Here is a 19,543-nt window from a genome sequence, read left to right on the forward strand (position 1 = left end):
AAACTCCTTCTGTTCTGTGAGCATATTGTTAAATCAGCCGACACCATTTTCTTAAGATCCATTCTGTGACCAGCAAACAGAAAATCAGTATGTAAAACAGGGGAGCATCCCAGATTTCCTGACGTTCTTCCAGCAGGCGGGAGACCTGTTTGATTTGAAACGCATTCACGATCCCGTCTGACTCTGCGAGATCATATACACGTCCTCCCGTAGAAACAGCCATTGTCTGCAGGAACGCTTCGTCCAAAGTCGGGTTTTCCAGTTCCTTGTTCGGAAACTCGACTTTGATCGGCAGCGTCGCTGCTTTGACCGTCGCGCCGGCTGCTTCGTCGCCCAGCCAGACTCGAACGAAATATGTTCCCGGCTGTGTGACCGGAAACGTCGTGGAAAATTCACCCGGCTTGTTTCCCGGCGCGAGTGTCAACGGTATGGGTTGATCGTCGCCGCGTTCGACATCACCGTACAGCCGCTGCAAGCCTGGTTCCATCTGTGAATCATCCAGAAAGCGGGCAATGATTTTTGCCTGACTTCCAGGTTGATAAGTGGCCTGGGGCGTCGACAGACGAAAGGGATAATTCCCCCCCAGCTGTTTGCTGCGCCCTGCGCGATCCACAACGCGTGCCCAGAAACCATCGAAGAACTGCTCATCCAGATAACGCCAGCGGTAGGTACTGTCGAAGCCAATAAAGATCGACCAGCCAGGGCCTACTCGCTGTGAAGCAATCAGAACTTCCTGACCATATTCGTTACGCATGCGGGGATCGGCGTGCACCGCCAGGACGGTCGCCCCCGGCTTGGCTTTGGTGACGGGGAAATGCCAGAACATCCCGGGTAGATTATCCAGAATCTGTTCATTAGCCTGGCGATCCGTCGAAAAAGTGAAGATCGGGTCCTGAAATCCCGGATCCGTCACATCCAGTTTCCAGGGAGAACGCGCACTCAGGCGGATCTGCACCTGCGAGCGAAACAGGCCCGGTTCCCGGATCACAGGCAGCAGATTCAGCCAGCTGAGTGAGGGATCAGACTGGCGATCAAACATACTTGCGGTCTGCATTTCACCGGCAATATAAACGAGTCCCCCCCCCGCTTTGGTGACAAAGCTGGTCAGCAGTTCCGGAAAGTTAATCGGCCACTGAGTCGGATCAGGGTCATACAGGATTACACAGTCATAGTCGTTCATCTCTTCCTGGGTCACAGGCAGGCGACGAATGGGCAGATCACCTGGATGTTCATAAGTTTTATCAGCCGCCATCAGCCACGAAGAGAGATTAATCTGTCGATCCCGCAGAAACGTATTCCGTAGAAACTGAACTTCGGGAAACGTCGAACCGGCGATGAACAACACATTCAGTCGCTGACGAATCACCCGCACTTCCGCGGATGCCAGATTGTCATCCTGTGATATTTCCGGTCCTGCATCGACAATCTTGGCTCGGAATTCCAGCTTCCCGGTTTTGGTTTCGCTGAATTCGTAGGTCTTGGGTTGCAAAGCTCCTTCCAGATTGAGCACGATGTCTTCGCGGATGAATTCCTGCCAGGGGCCGCCATTTCTGCGCTGTTCAATCACCAGTGTTGCCGATTCCGCCTGCATGCCCCGCGATTCAATATGCACGGTGATCTGGTTGGGATCCTGCACAAACACAACCGGGCTGGCTTCCAGTTGAGTGATCGCGACATTCCGCGGCCCATCAGTCGTCCCCACACCGACGGTCACCAGAGGCACGCCTTCATCCGAGAGCATCTGCAGCACTTCTTCCGGCGCTTCCCCTGCGGTCGACTGACCATCACTGACAATTAACACTCCCGATAATGGCATTCCCGAATAAGACAGTAATGCCTGTCTCAGGGAACTGGCAATCGCGGTTCCCGTTCCGCCAGGCTGCCACTCTTCCGAAAGTAAGAGTGCCTCGGGATTAAATTTATCAGAGAAACTGTGGAGATGGACGGTGCGTGCGCCGTCTGCAGACAGTTTTTTCAGGAACGATTCATTCACCAGTTTCTGAGCCAGTTGCATCCGGTTCATCTGTCGTAATGCCGTCGTATCAGCTGACATTCCCAGATTTCGGGAGACTTTGTTCGCTTTGTCTTCATCCTTCCAGGCGTCTTTTAATGACATTGAAAGGGAATTGTCCAGAAGCACCAGCAGATGTGAGGGGATTTTTTCTTCTTTACTGAGTACCAGAATCGGCTCCAGCAGCATGGCAATCACCAGCAGTACAATGGAAATCCGGATCGTATACAGCAGGCAGCGCCGTATGAAGGGCACCTGCTGGGCATCACGTTTATAGAGCCACCAGCCGCCACCAATCAAAACGAGAATGCCCAGAATCAGCAACAGCCGCCAGTCTCCTCCCGGCAGCCCGACCCACTGCGCAGACCAATGACCTCCTTCGGTCCAGGTCGAAGCTTTGATGCCAAACAGGAATTCCAGAAAACCGTTCAAAGTCACTTCTTTCTGTTTATCGCCGACGGCCAATAAAAGTTGCCAGCATACTTTCGGAGATCAGACAACCCAGTAACAGGACAGCCAGATAACGCCACAACTCGGTCCCTTCGGTGGTGAGGTCCATTTCTTTACCCTGGTACCGAATCAGCTTTAAAGGCATTTTTCCCAGAAACTGCTGCAACGCCGGTTCATCCAGCTTCTTCTGTAAGGAGTCATCTACGTCGGGATTGATTGCAAATTTTTGTGTCTGTTTTCCAAGTTGCGAATCCTGCCACTCGGCTTCCACGATGCCAGCAAAGCGAACCGGGGGAGAACTGAGCGTGGTTTTGGCTTCGGCATTGCTGGCAAAGACGAGTTCGAGGGGGGTTCGTTCCTGATCCTGCCAGACCAGTTCGCCCGATTGCGGCGCGGTAACCGTTTCCAGTTCAAAATGGATCGGCTCACCCGCAGTCAGGTTCTCTCCCCGTTGTATTTCAGCAGCGATCTGCTGCGCCGCGACTCGCATCGCCAACACAAAACTCGCCTCGGCGGGCCAGTCGCTCCACTTTTTATCCGCGGTGATGGTCCATAAGAGTACGCGACCTTCCCCAAACCGTTTTTCGAGAACCGCTGGCGACTGCTGCGCATCATTCCAGCGTGCCAGCACGCGTGCCTGCTGCGAATCGGTGCCTGCATCCAGAGTCACATCGACGAAACGCCGCGGTCGGATGCGGCTTAATAGTTCGGGCGTCAATCCCTTCAGTAATTCGATGGGCGAATCCGCAATGGGTTCAATCACCAGTCCCTGGGAAGTGAGATCGCGCACCTGCTGCAACCGTGCCGGCAGTAATCCGTTCCCCCCTTTGTACAATCCTTCGTTGTAGAGTTGCAGATCACACTGATCGCCGGCAAAAATCATCAGACCGGTTCCCAGAGAGACCAGTTCTTCGAGTTCTTTGATCCGCTCTCTGGAAATTTGATCGACGTTGGCCAGGACAATCAGGTCGGGTGCCGTAAGCAGTTGTGTTTTCCAGGTCGTACTTTCCGCCTGGGTCACCTGCCAGTTGGAATTCCCGGCGGAAAGTGCCAGCGCCAGAAAATCGGTTTCACTGTCAAATGGATTCAGACCCGGTTCTCCGTCCACGAGTACGACATCCACCATCTGGCGTACGTTGATGATCTTACGTTGAACATTGTCATCCAGTAATTTATCAGCGGGGATGCTGAGAGAAATTGTATGCTGCCCCGCCTGATCAAAACGCACGCTGACCGGCACACTCACTGTTTTCTCAGCCGGAATTTCAGGCAGTGTGACTGGTGTGACATTACCATCCACGGTCAACAGAGCCTGTCCCGATTTCAAAGGCTCCTCGCCGGCATTTTCAATCACCGCGGTCAGTTTTACTTCCTGGTCTACCAGCGCGATCCGACTGTCCAGTTCGAGGGAGCGTAACACACGATTGCCGGCAGGCTCGTCACCAATATCAATAAAGCGGACCGTCACCTGCTCCTCGGACCAGCGATCAAACAGATCACGCACTTCATCCGTCCAGCCGGCCTGCCAGAGATCGGTGATGATGATGACTTCCTTGACGGGGAATGTTGCTTCCTGAAGTTGGCGATCGATATCTTCCAGTGTCGACATCCAATGACTGCCTGCCTGGGAATGAGGCAATTCATTCACGCGACTGACCAGTTTTTTCCGTTCAATTTCATCCAGGTGTGCCATCCGCACCAGCGGCGCTGCCGGATTCGATGCCAGCACAACGGATACGGAATCCTGTGGTCCCAGCTGGTTCAGCACCTGACGCGTGGCATTTTGCGCTCGTTCAAAAGCGCTCTGATCCGTCTTCTGATACGCCATGCTCAACGAGTCATCAATGACAATCACTCGACTGGCCCGGCCTTCAACAGACAGGAACCCCGCCAGATTCGTGCCCGAACTGATGGGACGGGCGACAGCCAGAAATAAAGCCAGCACTGCTAACGTGCGAATTGCCAGCAGCAGCCACTGTTCCAGCTTCAAACGGCGCTTATTTGTTTTGAGCGTCAGTTTAAGATATTCCATCGGCGCCCAGTCCACGCGGATAAACCGTCGCCGGTTTAACAGGTGGATAATAATGGGGGCGGTTGCCAGAACCGTTCCCGCCAGTAATAAGGGAGCCAGAAACTGCATCTTGTTTTCGAATTCTTCTTTCTGTCAGGAGGGTTGCTTTAAATCAGGTGGCAGGGTTCTGCGATACAGTTTCTTCGGGCGAGTCATCGCGAGAAGATCCCCCTAATGCAGACATTCTGCCACGATGTGTTTTTGCCCCCGCGAACTGACGATTGTGCAAATAACTGCTCAACACAATTCCCAGATTTTGATCCGTCAACACCTGCAGATAATCGATGCCACAATATTGACAGCGCTGACGTGTTTCCTGAATGAACTGTTCCATGGCCGCCTGGTAGGCTTTATGAAACGCCCAGGGCTCGGCAAAGATCTCTTCTTCGCCTTCGATGTCTTTAAAGATGACTGAATCCTTGAATGGCATCTCGACTTCATCTCGATGCAGAATATGCAGGATAATCACTTCATGCCCGGCGTGCTGCAGTTTCCCCAGCGACTCGTAAAATCGATCCAGAGGCGTTAATAAATCTGAGAGTACAAACACCACACCGCGGCGATGAATCTGGTCGGCGACCTGGGAGACCGCAGGTCCGATATCCGTTTCTCCCGCCAGTTCCACCTGCTGCAGCACTTCGATGAACTTCGAGAGATGGGAAGGCGTACTCCCGGTTCGCAGATCTTCCTGTACATGGTCGTTCAGAATCGCCAGACCGACCGCATCCCGCTGTTTTAATAACACGGCCGACAGGGAGACGGCAATCGTGGCCGCACAATCGTATTTCGAATACTCAGGTCCGCCATAAGCCATCGAAGAGGAAGAATCGACAATGAATACCGCGCGCAGGTTGGATTCTTCTTCGAATCGTTTGATATAGAAACGGTCCGAACGGGCGTAGGCTTTCCAGTCCAGATTTTTCAGATCATCGCCGGGTGTATAACTGCGGTAGTCCGCAAATTCAGGAGACAACCCATGCAGGGGGCTGCGATGCAGGCCGGCAATCGAGCCTTCAACGGGCTGTTTTGTTTTGAATCCGATCCCCGCGATCCGCCCGATAATTTCAGGATTTAAGTATTCGTTCATACTGTCCATCCTTTCCGGCGGCACTCTGTTGTAATGGTGTTTCTTCAATCAGCTTCTCGATCACGGTATCGGGAGTCTGTCCTTCGGACTCGGCATTGTAAGACAACACAATCCGATGTCTTAAGACTGCCTTCGCGACAGCCTGCAGGTCTTCCACCGTGACTTCAGGACGACCATAGAGGGCGGCACGTGCTTTCGCTGCGAGAATCAGCGACTGACCGCCACGCGGTCCGGCGCCCCACAACACCCAGCGATTGATGAACTCAGGCGCATCGTCACCATCCCGACGTGTGGCCCGGATCAGGTCCATCGTGTAATCGACCAGAAAATCACTGATCGGTACTCGGCGTACCAGATGCTGCAACTCCAGAACTTCTTCCCCGGTCAACGTCGATTCCGGCTCCACCTGATCATCGCCTGTGACCGCTTTATAAATCTGCCGTTCTTCATCACGCGTCGGATACTTGACGATAATCTTCATCAGGAAGCGGTCCAGCTGCGCTTCAGGCAGGGGATAGGTCCCTTCCTGTTCAATCGGGTTCTGCGTTGCCAGTACAAAAAACGGGCGGGGGAGCTGGTAATGTTTCGTTCCCGCAGAGATATTCTTTTCCTGCATCCCCTGCAGTAATGCCGCCTGGGTTTTGGGAGGCGTACGGTTAATTTCGTCAGCCAGCAGCAGGTTGGTGAAGATCGGGCCTTCAATGAATTTGAATTCCCGGGTCCCGCTTTGACGATCTTCGTAGATTACGTCAGTCCCGGTAATATCTGCGGGCATCAGGTCGGGAGTAAACTGAATCCGCCCGAAATCCAATGACAGGCTTTTGGCGAGCGTCGAAACCAGCAGCGTCTTTGCCAGACCGGGAACGCCTTCCAGAATACAATGTCCGCCCGCCAGAATACTGACGAGCAACTGTTCTACGACATCGTCCTGACCGATCACGACGGTACGAATCTGTTCGCGGATGCGTTCCTGGGCCACTTTCAGTTTTTCCAGTGCAACCATGTCTGGTGCTGTTTTAATCTCTGACAAGATTCACTCCCTGTTCTACCAGCCTGAGAGGACCGGTTATATTCGTTAGACTGTGTCCAGTTTTACTGTAGCGTCTCTAAGGCCATTTGAGACGAGTATATTAGATTGAACGACGCTATTGTTAAATGTGATACGCTCTAGAAAATCAGCGTTGATAAATTGGTAAATATTTATAAGGCAGTTGTAATACGATCAGCGCCACACTGGTGCCGAAAACAGGACCGATCCCATCTCCGTTCCAGCTGCCATTCGATGTCTGTGATTTGATCAGACTGTCCCGCTGTCCGGGAAAATAGGCATCCCAGTATTCATCGCCTGCCTGATAAAACGCCTGGGCAGCATACAGGTTCAGATAAAAATAATGTCCCGATTGAAATCCGTTTTTCCGGTTCTTGAACTGACCATAGACGTATTCCATACATTCTTCTGCCAGCGGCGATTCATATTCTCCCGCGGAATACAGACAGGTAATGGCAGCCGCGGAAATCGGCAGTCGGGTATCGTTGCCAGAGCTGTAGGAGTAACGAATCCCCCCTTCGGGAGTCTGGCAGAGTTCCAGGTAGCGAACTGCATTCTGAATCGTAGTTTTGGGCACGGTAAAACCGGCATTGTGTGCCGCGCGGAGTCCCTGCATCTGGGTGACAGTCACACTTCCTTCATCACCACCGCCGGGGGTATAAATCCAGCCTCCCCTATTACTCTGCCCGGAAGCCGTTAACTGAATTCCGTCCTTGACCACTTTGGCAATCCGATCGCGCACTTTCGCGTCCGTTTCCATGCCATACACGCTGGACAGAAACAATAAAGAGAAACCATGACCATACATCGGGCGTCCATTTTCTGCTCCTGCAGCGATCAGTCCATTTCCCTGGGCCTGACTTAAAACATATTCGGTCGCTTTGCGAACCTGATCGGCATAGGGGCCGCGACTGGAAGTATTCCCGTTGGCCAGAAAAGCAATGCCAGCCAGCGAGGTCATGGAAACCGGGTACGTACTGCCATCCTGAGTGGTCTGAAAGCTGCCTCCAGCGGTCTGTTGTTTCGCCAGGTAGGCCAGACCACGCTCAATCGATTTGACGGCAGCAGGCGTCATGTGTTTAGGTAGAATTTCTTCTGCATGCATTTCGGCTGGCCTGGTGATCAACATCAGACACAGTACACAGCCTGTCAACAACTGATTAATTTTCATAAGACGCCCGTCCTTGAAATCACTGACGATTATTCAATGGAATAAGTCACCCGAACCGTTACGGCAATCGGGATTTCCTTCATCATGTCTGAACCTTGTTCTTCACTATGATTAAACCCGGATGCAGACACATATCGGGTAACGAGCTGCCTGTAAATCGCGGCTGTACCTTCCTGGGCATGTCCCGCTCCATCAATGGCGATCACTTTCCCCAGCTTGACGCCTGTCAGTTTTGCGAGTTTTTCGGCCTGATCCCGGGCATTCTTGATCGCCTGTTCGAAGGCGGCTTCTTTCAGTTCTTTCACCTTCGTCACTTTGAAAGTCGCCATCGTATTGCGGGCTTTTGACGAGTTATACGAACCCGGTACTGCAGGCGTGGTGTCATTGCCAATAACCACGCCCGCATCTTTCCCGGAATCAACAATTCGCACTATGGTTTCCAGCAGTTCCTGAGAATTTAACTTATCAATTCCGGTCACGCGCAGTTTGAGCGTTTCGGAGACAGACAACTCCTGGGAATCGGAATTATTGACTGCCATGCCCCGCATCATTGCCTGGATCTGACTCGCATTCAAAGAAGAGTAAAGGGACATGCCTTCCTCAACGACTTCCAGGCCGGGGATCTTCAGGTTTTTGAAGGCGGTTTCAGCGCGCCTGCGATTCCCATGAAATTTGGTGACCGCATCACCCGCCAGCTGCCCCTGGCCGATGACCAGGCCTGTTAACTCAACAACGTCAGGTTTGGCATCCACGCTACCCAGCCCCATCACCGTGATGCCTTCGTTTTCGCCCGCTGAAGCTGGAATTGTCATGGTTCCCCAGCAGCAGAGTACCACTAGAGAAAACAGGGGAGATCGTTGTATAAATCGGGACAGACCACTCATAAATAATTCCGTATTTTAAGCGTTAAAGAAGTTTCTTATTGATTTTTGGGTTTTGACTTCTGTTCTGGTGAATCGGGAAAAGTCACCGGGTAGGCCGTCACAGCCTGATTTGAGACACACAGTACGAGTCCCTGCCTGAAATCGATCGAGCCTCCCAGAGAAGTCAGATCTTGCCCTCGATAGATCCCGAGAATGTCGCCATTTGTCTTGGAAATCTCAAAAATCCCCCGACTGGTAAAGATCCATAGCTGCTCCGGGTCGAGCAGGGCACTCATGCCTCCGGCGGCAACGGGTAACTTGACTGCCCAGTTCAATTCATGCGACTTACGGTCAATTGCTTCCAACTCGCGAGACATGAGATAGACATTCTTCTGATCAATGCCCACCAACTGAGCTGATTTTTTGATCGGGCGTTTCCAGAGTAATTTTTTTGCTGCCAGATCCAGAGCATAGACTTCATCCATGCCCGCTTCTTTGAAATAAACCTGATTCTGATCCCGCAGCATCTGACCTTCAGAATGCAACTGGACCGCTTCATCAACCACCGCGTTGTAATTATTGGTATTGGACAGATCGACATTGTAGGGATACCGAAATGCCCAGTTGATGGTTCTGGTGGGAATGCTGACTTCAAACAGGGCGCCATTATTCGTTAATATTAACAGGCTGTCTCCCGTCTTCCTTAGAATCGGAATTGGCATGATGGTCATTCCGTTCGATGAATTTCCGGCAACCACACTCCCCAGGGGAATTGACCATTCTTTCTTCCCGGTTTTCAATTGCAGGCAGTTCAGTGTCAATAATTTATTATTCTGCTTGTGTGAGATCACATAAATGTGTTCGCCATCGACGAGCGGTTTTGAGATAAAACTCTCAGTCGCCAGACTGTACATCCAAAGCTGTTTCCCTGAATCACGATGATAGGCAATCAATCGATAAGCCGCACGATAGCGGTTCATCTCTTTCTGTGGGATCAACGTTGCCAGAACGTAATCACCATCCACCGTAATGTGGTACTGCTTCAAATTGGATGACTGATGAAAACTGTAGTTATTGAAATTCGTGCCGAGGTCCTTGAACTTCGAGTTCCGCCACACCAGCTTACCGGTCTGCAGATCGACTCCAAAACAGATCCCGTAAAAATTAAAATACGCCCGTTTGTCATCCACGGCCATCGGCGGGACAAAAGTCTGATATGATTTCCCACGTCCATAGTAGTCTGATTGCGAATTCACGATCGCCTGTTCTGCCGTCTGATCCAGATAGGTGACCTGCCAACGGGGTTGAATCTGTTTGGCTGACATCTTAAGTGGCTTGGAAATTCGATTCGAAAGCACTGTTGTCGCCAGAGAGTTGCTGATACTTTTTTCGGAATCAGCGGGCAGGAGAGATTTAAGATACAATACCGGATCGACCGAGGCGCCTCCTAACGTCACCTTCTGGTCGGAATACTGTTGTGCGATGAGTTGAATCGTCGCAGCAGCCTGTTCGGTTTGCCCGTGACGTATCAGTGCGAGCGCGTATTTGACGTTGAGGTCAATTTCGGAAAGATTGGAATCAGGATGATGGTCCAGTACCGCACGCCAGTAACGTGCTGCCTGCGGGAACTGCCCCTGTTCGAATGCATCATTGCCCAGCAGATCAGCGACATCATCGCCGATGGACGTCAAAAAGTACTGGGAAAATACTTTTCTGGCTTCTGCTGTCGCCTGGGGAGTCACCAGTCTTCCTGAAACGGTGAGGTCTTCAAACTGTTTTCGGGCTTTGCCGTCAAAAAACAGTCGAAAGGCTTCTCGACCTTCTGGCGGCAAAGAAGCCAACGCCTGAAAGATACGATCTTCTGCATCAATGAGAAAACCGTCTTTCGTAGGCAATAATCGTGAGGTGGATTTCGTCTCTGAAAGTTCCTTTAACGATGACAACGCTTTCTCCCACATCCGATGCCGGATATAGCGTTCGTAATCTTCCAGCAGGTTTAGCTTTTTCTCATCAACCGAGATGCTGAACCCCGGCATTTTGTGGGGAGAAGTACCGTTAGCCGCCATCGCATCCTGAACCACCACAGCATTATTCAACAGAATAACCTGTTGTGCTTCAGCCTGATCCCCGTGGCAGAAGAGAAAGAACACTCCCGACCAGACAATGCATTGAGTCCAGACGGAATTCAGATTGAAGTGTTTCACGTGCGCACCTATAGATAACATTACCCATCCTTAGCCGATGAATGGCCTGTTTCCTTGTTGAAATTAATTGTATTGGCGCGATGTATAAGAACATAACCAGGATGTTTGTGGGGTGACAGGAGTTCCCGGTTTTTACATAATTCGCTGTTTTTCTGATTCTTCTCTCGCTCATCTCTGCGATCAAAAGACTATGTCATCATTGTACACCATATCACATTCGGAAGTTCAAGGACTAATTCGTTGCTTTTCATTATTTTAACAACTTTTCATTTTTAAGAATCCCAACGTCATTCAACACGTCCCAGGAAATGTCTGCCTGTCAGTGATCCTGCAACTCAAATTCTGCCTGCTTCAACTGATGACCATTAACAATAATCGCCAGACGATGGGTGCCGGGATAATAGTTGCGTGTGGAAATGGGTTTGAAGGAATGCTTTGACCGATACAATCTGGAATGCTCAGGGTATACACCTTCCGAAATCTTAAATACTTTACGGGTCGATGTTCCCTTCAGCCTCACAAATTCAACAGCATACTCCACGCGAATTTGCCCCAGTGCCGTTGTACGCGAAACCAGTTCAAACTCAAACTCCACCTGTTCTCCCATATTGATAACAGGCGGTCGGAGTTGAAACTTTCTGATTCTGAGATCCTCCGGTTTGCGATATCCGAACAGAGCCAGCGTCTGCGGATCTCCCTGTTTTAATAATGTCCGACAGCCGTGCTTCACAATCCAGCGTGTTTCCTGTTTTCCTTTGAGCCACTGCTCCGCGAGCGAAAGTACGACATCGGGATGATCCTTGGAAATGTCATTCAGATGATTGGCGACACTCCGCCTGACATACTCGCTGGGATCGGCTTTCAACCGATTCAGGATCGGCAATACGGGTACAGGATTCTGTTTAAAGGCAGGTAAAGCCATCGCCCAGGGCAAGCGGGGACGACTCCCCTCAGAAGCCAGTCTGCGGACATGATGATCGGACGACGCTGCCCAGCGCTTTAACTGGCGGACCATGCGCTGCTGATCCTGTATAATAAACGGGCGGACCGCAAATTCACTGCTGGAATACTTTGTGAAATGCTCCAGCGCGTGCAGGGAACGATCCCAGTCGGCCTGACCATAGACTTCGACAAAGTCAGGGAAGAACATCGCCTCAAAGCCGCCGAAAGCGGGGGCAGACTGCTCTAATACACTGAGTGCTGTCCCATAATCTTTTGGCAGAAACTCGTGCAATGCATGCGTAATATGCCGCATCCGCTGTTTGAGTTCGCGCTGTTCCCATTGTTCGTCAAATACAAACTGCAGCATACGCTTTCGTGGAAAGCGTGGCGAATGGCGGGAGAGTTCCTCAATCAGACGATTGAGATAGACTTCATCATAGCGGTCTTTCAGCGGTTCAGGCATGAATATCGTACTTCAGATCAGATTATATTTCCCAGTAAAACTTTCGAACTGAACAGTTCGCCGCGTATCGTACTCTTTTCATTACCGCTCTACAAACAAAACAGGCCCACCTGTCTCAGTTGGCAGGTGGGCCTGAATGAAAAAGATGTTATGGGTCTGTTACCCCATCAGTTTGGTAACAGCCTGGGCTTTCACCAGTTCGCGTGGCTGATTCAGATGGTTATACACAATCGTTTCCGGATTAATTCCGAACGAATGGTAAATCGTTGCCAACAGCTCGCGGGGATGGACGGGATCTTTGCGCGGGCTGGAACCGGTTTTGTCCGATTCGCCATGCACGTAGCCCCGTTTAATGCCGGCCCCTGCGAGCAGGGAAGTGTAACAGTAAGGCCAGTGATCACGACCGTCATCACTGTTCGAGTTTCCTGAAGTACTGACGCCGCGTTGCGGGCTGCGTCCGAATTCACCCACAGCTACGACCAGGGTCTCATCCAATGTACCACGGTCGTATAAATCAGAAATCAGACTGGCCAGTCCCTGATCGAACATGGGAGCCGACTGATTTTTCAGACGATTGGTCAAACCACTATGGACGTCCCAGGAATGGTTATTGGAATTGGCGACCTTTGGCCAGACCACTTCCACCACGCGCGTTCCCGCTTCAACCAGGCGTCTTGCCAGCAACAGACTCTGCCCGAACGTATTGCGACCATATTGATCACGGACGGCGTCCGATTCCTGATCCAGGGAAAACGCATCACGGGCGCGTCCGGAAATCACCAGATCCAGAGCACGCGTGTAATATTTATCGAGCTTGTAGTCTTCGACCGCCTTATTGAGCTGAGGCATACCTTTGTTAATTGTATCTCGCAGGCTGGCCCGACGCTGTAAACGAGATGTATACACATCCGGTCGCAGCTTCAGATCATCCACGCTGATCTTATCCATCTTGTTCATATCCATATCGTCTCCGGGGGGATACAGATAGTAAGGATCATAAGCACGTCCCAGGAAGCCTGCGGTACCCGCTTTACCGACCACATTACTTTCCTGCAGAGGACGTGGCAGCATCACGAATGGTAACATGGAAACCTGTGGAGGCTGCAGACGGATAATATTGGAACCAAAGTTCGGGAAGTCCTTGGGTGTGGGTGGTTCCAGCTGACCTGAAGGGCTGACCTTATCGGTCGTGTAGCCGGTTAACATCTGATAGATGGCCGCGGTATGATTGAAGAGCCCTTTGGGTGTGTAGCTCATCGAGCGGATCATCGTGAACTTGTCGTTATTCTGAGCCAGATTGGGAAGCAGTTCGGTAAACTGCACTCCAGGCAGTTTCGTGGAGATGGGGTTAAACACGCTGCGTACGTTATCGGGTACGTTTTCTTTGGGATCCCACAAATCGAGATGACTGGGTCCGCCCTGCAGAAAGATCAGAATCACGCTCTTGGCTTTGGCCCAGCCTGGACCACCACCTTCATTACTGTTGGCAGCCGCTTCCTGCAGTTGCAGCATGGAACCCAGTCCCATCCCCATCATGCCGGAACCACCAACCCGTAACAGATCGCGTCGTGAAATTTGATTTCGAGACTCACATACTTCCTTGCCTGGTTGACCGGGAATGATCAGCATTTCAGTATCTCCTCACTTCGGTTTGAGAGCAGTTTCAGTTTTGTATTCTATGTTTAAAACGGTCTTTCGTATAGCTCTTAATGATTAAACAGGAACGCAGGGCTGTTAATCAAAGCCCAGGTCAGGTCCTGCGCGGCAATCAGACGATGATGTTTGAGCTGTTCGGCACTCAATTGCACATCACTGCGCAGTCGCGTCAGCATCCGATCAACCGGCTTTACCTCCAACATGGCCTGCAGATGATTACGGTATTGGACCAGAACCGGGTCGGTCGGACGCGGTTGCTTACTGTCGGCCACTGCTTTGATCATCGACTGCAACTGACTGTCGGCTTTGCTGTAATATTCCTGCAGTTTCTTTTTCTCAGCAGCATTTCGTTTCTTTCCCCCCTTAGCCAGAATATTCTGAATATCCTTGGGATGCTGATCGAGGGTGGTCGGTCCGATGCTGTCCGTGATCGACAGGCGGAAACGGCCAATCGAATGGCTATTGCTGTTGAACTCCTGTTTCATGACAAATGTCAGAATGGTTCCCTGATCATCAGTGAGAAGCTTCGACCGAATATCAAAACTGGCCACATGTGGTTTTCCGATTTGTGGTGAAACCGCCCAGCCATTTCCTTGTGGAGCAAGCTTGCCGTCAATGGCCGTGGCAATCGCATAGCCATTTTGACTGAAATCAGCCTGAGCATTCAACAGCGTGAGTTTAGTTTTCTGATCCGGCTTTGATTTCGGAGCCGCGTAAACTTCGAATTCAGTCAATACGAAATTTCCATCTGTCGAACGCCCGGGACCTTTCCTGGGAAGCGAATCATCCGTCAGCACTTCCAGCCGGACTGCCGAGAGATTTTTCAGACTGGTTTCGGTGACAATTTCATAATTCCCTTTCCCATTTTTCCCCTTCGCCAGCAGAGACAGATCTTTCTGTGGTTCCAGAGTTGCTTCATTCGTGGCTTTAACCGTGACAGACTTGATGGGAGTCCAGTTGGTGCCTTTCGCTTCCTGTTTTTCCCAGGCGGCGATCTTGTCCTGAATCGAACTCTGATAGGCGGACAATGCTTTCTGCAATTTAGCCGTGCGCACCTGCTGTTCCTTGTTAAGGAAGGCTTCGCGTGGCGCAATCGCTTTCTCAAACTCTGCTACTTTCTGTTGCGCTGCCTGAATATTCTGTACGCGCTGGTTTTCCTGCTGAATCACCTCCGGCTTTAATCCTTTTTCATAGGCAGCCAGCCGTTTTTTCAGTGACTCATCCTCACTCTTAATCTGTTGTTGAATCAGCTTGACTCCTGCCTGCGTTTCCTCGGGTGAAGCGGGGCGATTTAATACCCGCAGGAAGAGTGAGTTAATCAGAGCCGGGTCGTCTTTTTCGGTCTGGACCAGTTTACTGATGGCATTATTGGGATCGCTGATCGCATTTCCCACCGTCGGGCCACTGATCAAAGCCATCACCGGCCCCAGTTCTACGCTGGATGACCGCTCGCACTCACAGGGGCTCTCGCGTTGTGCACGCCCGAACTTTGCCAGGAAGTCACTCTTCAATTCAAAACCGACGTCGGGCAGTTCAGCAGCACGCGTACCGGCGGGAACTCCGGGAATATTTGACTGTGATCCCGTTACACGACACAAGGCATCATATAAAACTTCTGCAGGCAGACGCCGTGCTTTGGCGTGCGAGAAATTGATGTTGTCATCCTGATTCCACTCGTTGGATTCGATCGATAACTGATAAGTCCGTGACTGACAGATCACGCGCATCATGTGTCGAATATCAAAATCATGCTTTAGAAAATCAGCCGTTAATCGATCCAGTAATTCCGGATTCGAAGGCGGATTTCCAGCCCGGATATCATCAATCGGCTCGATCAGACCGGTACCCGTCAGATAACCCCAGATGCGATTCGCATACGCTTTGGCAAAGTACTGATTGTCCCGGGAGGTAATCCAGCGTGCCAGTTTTTCACGACGTGAGAGCTCCTCTTTCACTTTGCCAGTCACTTTAAACTCGGCAGGGTAGGGAAATTCCGGAGGTGTTTTGGCACCGGTTCGTTCGTGAATCATCTCTCCGTCTTTTTTATCGTACACCACTTCAAACAAAGGCTTACGTCCTTCGACGGCAGTTCCACCAATCGTGCGACCTTTGCTTTCCGGGGCGTTCTTTAAATCATACTGCGCGAAGAAAGCCGACGTTTCGTAATATTGATCCTGAGTCCAGCGTTCAAAGGGATGATCGTGGCACTTATTGCAGTTGAAGCGGATCGACAGAAACAGATGTGTCGTATTTTCCATCGTATCTTCGGGAGTACGATGAATCTTGAAATACGAAGCCGCAGGTACTTCTTTATTGGAACCCGAAGCGGACAGAATGCTGTAGACAAACTTGTCGTAAGGTACATTCTTGTCTATTGATTTGCGGATCCAGTCGTGGAACAGTTGAGAACCTTCTGTCCCCAGGTACTTGCGATTGACCTGCAGCAGGTCAGCCCATTTATTCGTCCAGTGTTCCACATATTCCTGGCTGCCCAGTAAACGATCGATCAACTCGTTGCGTTTGGTACGAGACTCGCGTTTATCGGCAAGAAATGCTTTCACATCATCAATCGTGGGTGGTAATCCTGTCAGATCGATATAGATCCGACGGATAAACTCAGTGTCTGAACACAAATCAGAAGGCAAAGTCTTCGTTTTTTTGAGTTTCTGATCTACCAACTCGTCGATGTAGTTAAAAACAGGTAGCTGTTTCCAGGCAAACTCAGAGCGATCTCCCATGACGGTGACCGTCGTCGCCGCATACTTGCCCTCATAGCGGGCGAGCAGGGGGGCTTCGCCTCGGCGGAGCACTTCAGCGATCCCGCCGTGATGCATTTTGGCAATTTCAATGTTGCTGCAATCGATAAAGGCATCGGAGGTCACATCGCGGATCTCTCCATTATCATATGTTGCCAGAACCCGGAACTGCTGGAGCAGTCCTGCGCGCGGCACAACCGGATTTTCAGGCACGACCTTGATGCTGGCGACGCGAGGCGCATCCCGTTTGAGCGGTGTGCCCTCTTTAATCCAGGAGGAAACAATCTCATAATGTGCGTCTCCGGGAAGAGCCACCTGGCCTCCCTTGTGAGGTACTTCGGCAATTGCTTTCAGCAGAATCAGACTCTGTTCCGGTGCGGCTAAATTCACACGTCGTGATTTGAGATCGTCTGTAAAGGCACGCAGGTCAAACAGATCATCAGTCCCTCTCAGAGAAAGTTTAAATCCATCTTTCCCTTTATTTGCACCGTGACATAAGCCGGAATTGCACCCCATTTTTGTAAACGCCGGCGCCACGTCCCGCCAGTAGTCAGGACTGTAACTGTTCGGGAAGTCTGCAACCCTGATTTTCGCAGTTGCCTGTTGGCCGTGCAGACTGAATTGAACTTCTGCGGTTCCTGGTTTCAACGCCCTGACCAGTCCGCGGGGAGAGACATTAATGATCTCTTTTCCCTTGAGCGACATCTGCGCCAGACGAGTCAAATCTGTCTTAGCACCGGATTTGGTATAGCCGGTCACCAGAAACTGAACGGTATCGTATTTCTGAGCAATCGTGGTTTCTGCAGGCTGGACTTCCAGTTTCACCAATGGATCAGTATTGCTGAACGATTCGGCGGGGAGTTTCTTCTCATTGATATCAACGACAACAAGCTGCCTTTTCTGTTTCCCGGAAACTTTCTGTTTTCCTGCTGGCTTAGCCGCAACCAGAGAACCAGCCTGTTGCAAAGGAACTGGTACAAAGGATTTTTTCAACGTTCCTGTTTTCGCTTCATACAGGCGTACCTGGCCGTCCTGCCCGGCAGTCGCAATGACTTCACCATCCGGATGGTAGCAGACCGTGTATAAACCGGATTCTGGAATTTTGACTTCACTGACAACTTTTACCCCTTTATTCCGAATCTCCTCGATCTGTTTCTTATCTGCTGCAGATCTTGATGCGACCCGCTCGGAGAGAATTTTCACCAGATCATCTGAAAACTTGTCAGCGATATCAAAATCGAACACTTTCAGTTCACCAGTATGATTCAGACTGCTGACAGCGACCAGTTGCTTGCCACCAGGATGAATATCCACACCAAAAATACGCCCCTTCAGAGCAGGGAACTGGCGTACCAGATTTGCATCATCTCCAATCACCCGTTTTGACTGCCGAAAGACATGATACAGTTTGGGCACACCATCCGCTCCGCCGACCAGCACTGTATCCTGTGTCGGATGCCGATCGATGGCAGCCAGTCCGCCCGTCAGAGCCTTGGGGGTAATCGAAGTAATATTATCGATGAACCGCTGTGTTTTCAGTTCCGTCAGTTTCGTTGTGCGATCCCGGCTGACAGAAATCAGATGGCTGCCATCCTTGGAAAAAACGGTATCCAGAACCCAGTCGTAGTGGGCATTCTGATACAGGACTTCTTTTCCGGTTTCAACCTCAATCACGCGGACGGTATTGTCACTACAGCCAAAAGCCAGAAGCTTTCCATCAGGAGACCAGCTGGCACCGTAGAGGGTATCGTAGGTGAGTGGAATTGACTTCTTCAGCGTTTTGGTTGCCAGATCCCAGATCTGAACCTCTCCCCGTTCCGCGGGAGTCCCGCCTGTGACTGTCAGATATTTCCCATCTGGTGAAAACTGGACCGATTCGATGCGTTGTGACTTTCCAATCAAACGGGCCAGAATCTGATCACCTTCAGCAGCATGTAAAATCACTTCATGAAACCCGGCGACGGCCAGAATTTTGCCATCGGGTGAATAAGCCAAAGAAGTAATGACCGGGGGTGAGGAATAGGTTGGCGGGTGCTCCTGAGTGAAACGATACTCCACCTTTGCCGGCGAATCATTGCGGGCTCCCTGTTGAATCCATAAGCGCACCAGGTTGATCTGATCCTGAGACAGAGGCGTTTTTGCTTTCGGCATTTCCGCTTCATTGCCATTAGGTGTGATCAGTTTGACCAGATAGCTTTCATCCGGCTTACCGGGCACAATCGCTTTTGTTTCACTTTCTCCCCCTTTGAGAAAATGGGAGAACTCGGTGACGACATATTCCCCTTCGGGATTTCGCGGATGGTGGCAACCGGCACACTGTGCCTGCAGGATAGGCCTGATCTGCTGATAAAAGCTGATTGGTTTCTCAGCTGCAGAAACATGCGCAGTAGTCAGACAGAAAATAGAACTGGCGCAGAGCACGGCCTTGAAAAAAGCAATGGTACGGATCTTGTCGCAGGACATGAACCTCAACCCCCTTGTGGCAAACCTAAGTTAAAATAACTCTGGTGATGAGAAGACAGTTTCTTCTCATTGCCCCTTATTGATTTTGAGAGGGCTCATTGTTTCAGAGCAAAAATCAACCAGGGTGAGAGTAGTGGAAGGATAAGTTTAACTCTGACTGTTCCTCAGTCAGTAACTTAATATTCGACTGCATTGATATATACTATTATGAATACATCCTAATTCCTCGTCGATGAGAATTTCCTGTTTTTCAAAAATTTTTAGAAGATTTCCCACTAAGCAACTGCGCCCAATGGCCTTTACGTAAGATTGTTTATGAACTAACTCCCGGAACAAAAAAGGGGTAGCCGTTTCCAGC

At 50.8% G+C, this 19,543-nt stretch carries 10 protein-coding genes; all 10 read right to left on the reverse strand.

Annotated elements, in window-relative coordinates; genetic code table 11:
- Window positions 1-28: 28 nt before the first annotated feature.
- The 10 genes from Pan161_RS03210 to Pan161_RS03255 all read right to left on the reverse strand — a co-directional run bounded on the left by Pan161_RS03210 (window position 29) and on the right by Pan161_RS03255 (window position 19,185).
- On the reverse strand, window positions 29-2,476 hold the full coding sequence (locus Pan161_RS03210) for a vWA domain-containing protein (RefSeq protein ID WP_145224153.1): 2,448 nt from the start codon (window positions 2,474-2,476) through the stop codon (window positions 29-31).
- On the reverse strand, window positions 2,460-4,601 hold the full coding sequence (locus Pan161_RS03215) for a BatA domain-containing protein (RefSeq protein WP_145224154.1): 2,142 nt from the start codon (window positions 4,599-4,601) through the stop codon (window positions 2,460-2,462). The genes Pan161_RS03210 and Pan161_RS03215 overlap by 17 nt, the downstream gene beginning before the upstream one ends.
- Before the next feature lie 43 nt (window positions 4,602-4,644).
- Window positions 4,645-5,619: a DUF58 domain-containing protein gene (locus Pan161_RS03220; RefSeq protein ID WP_197995673.1), complete on the reverse strand. Its 975-nt coding sequence runs from the start codon at window positions 5,617-5,619 to the stop codon at window positions 4,645-4,647.
- Window positions 5,597-6,622, reverse strand: a complete 1,026-nt coding sequence (locus Pan161_RS03225; RefSeq protein WP_145232487.1) for an AAA family ATPase — start codon at window positions 6,620-6,622, stop codon at window positions 5,597-5,599. The genes Pan161_RS03220 and Pan161_RS03225 overlap by 23 nt, the downstream gene beginning before the upstream one ends.
- Window positions 6,623-6,794: 172 nt before the next feature.
- Complete coding sequence (locus Pan161_RS03230) at window positions 6,795-7,838, reverse strand: prenyltransferase/squalene oxidase repeat-containing protein (protein ID WP_145224156.1); 1,044 nt, start codon at window positions 7,836-7,838, stop codon at window positions 6,795-6,797.
- Between the two features lie 29 nt (window positions 7,839-7,867).
- Window positions 7,868-8,650, reverse strand: a complete 783-nt coding sequence (locus Pan161_RS03235) for an SIMPL domain-containing protein (protein WP_232103605.1) — start codon at window positions 8,648-8,650, stop codon at window positions 7,868-7,870.
- Window positions 8,651-8,757: 107 nt separating this feature from the next.
- A complete protein-coding gene (locus Pan161_RS03240; protein WP_145224158.1) occupies window positions 8,758-10,926 on the reverse strand; it encodes an outer membrane protein assembly factor BamB family protein in 2,169 nt (722 codons plus the stop codon).
- A gap of 298 nt (window positions 10,927-11,224) precedes the next feature.
- Window positions 11,225-12,310 carry a DNA alkylation repair protein gene (locus Pan161_RS03245; protein WP_145224159.1) on the reverse strand — a complete coding sequence of 362 codons (1,086 nt, stop codon included), beginning with the start codon at window positions 12,308-12,310 and terminating at the stop codon, window positions 11,225-11,227.
- 159 nt (window positions 12,311-12,469) lie between these two features.
- The gene (locus tag Pan161_RS03250) at window positions 12,470-13,939 is read right to left on the reverse strand and encodes a DUF1501 domain-containing protein (protein ID WP_145224160.1); all 1,470 of its coding nucleotides are present in this window, start codon (window positions 13,937-13,939) and stop codon (window positions 12,470-12,472) included.
- 77 nt (window positions 13,940-14,016) lie between these two features.
- Complete coding sequence (locus tag Pan161_RS03255; RefSeq protein WP_145224161.1) at window positions 14,017-19,185, reverse strand: DUF1549 domain-containing protein; 5,169 nt, start codon at window positions 19,183-19,185, stop codon at window positions 14,017-14,019.
- Window positions 19,186-19,543 lie beyond the last annotated feature (358 nt).

The organism is Gimesia algae (genome assembly GCF_007746795.1).
Taxonomy (GTDB): domain Bacteria; phylum Planctomycetota; class Planctomycetia; order Planctomycetales; family Planctomycetaceae; genus Gimesia; species Gimesia algae.

Coding starts and splice junctions, on each gene's coding strand:
- Pan161_RS03240 (WP_145224158.1), bottom strand. CDS start 10,926: ATGTTATCTATAGGTGCGCACGTGAAACACTTCAATCTGAATTCCGTC.
- Pan161_RS03245 (WP_145224159.1), bottom strand. CDS start 12,310: ATGCCTGAACCGCTGAAAGACCGCTATGATGAAGTCTATCTCAATCGT.
- Pan161_RS03255 (WP_145224161.1), bottom strand. CDS start 19,185: ATGTCCTGCGACAAGATCCGTACCATTGCTTTTTTCAAGGCCGTGCTC.
- Pan161_RS03220 (WP_197995673.1), bottom strand. CDS start 5,619: ATGAACGAATACTTAAATCCTGAAATTATCGGGCGGATCGCGGGGATC.
- Pan161_RS03250 (WP_145224160.1), bottom strand. CDS start 13,939: ATGCTGATCATTCCCGGTCAACCAGGCAAGGAAGTATGTGAGTCTCGA.
- Pan161_RS03235 (WP_232103605.1), bottom strand. CDS start 8,650: ATGACAATTCCAGCTTCAGCGGGCGAAAACGAAGGCATCACGGTGATG.
- Pan161_RS03230 (WP_145224156.1), bottom strand. CDS start 7,838: ATGAAAATTAATCAGTTGTTGACAGGCTGTGTACTGTGTCTGATGTTG.
- Pan161_RS03215 (WP_145224154.1), bottom strand. CDS start 4,601: ATGCAGTTTCTGGCTCCCTTATTACTGGCGGGAACGGTTCTGGCAACC.
- Pan161_RS03225 (WP_145232487.1), bottom strand. CDS start 6,622: ATGGTTGCACTGGAAAAACTGAAAGTGGCCCAGGAACGCATCCGCGAA.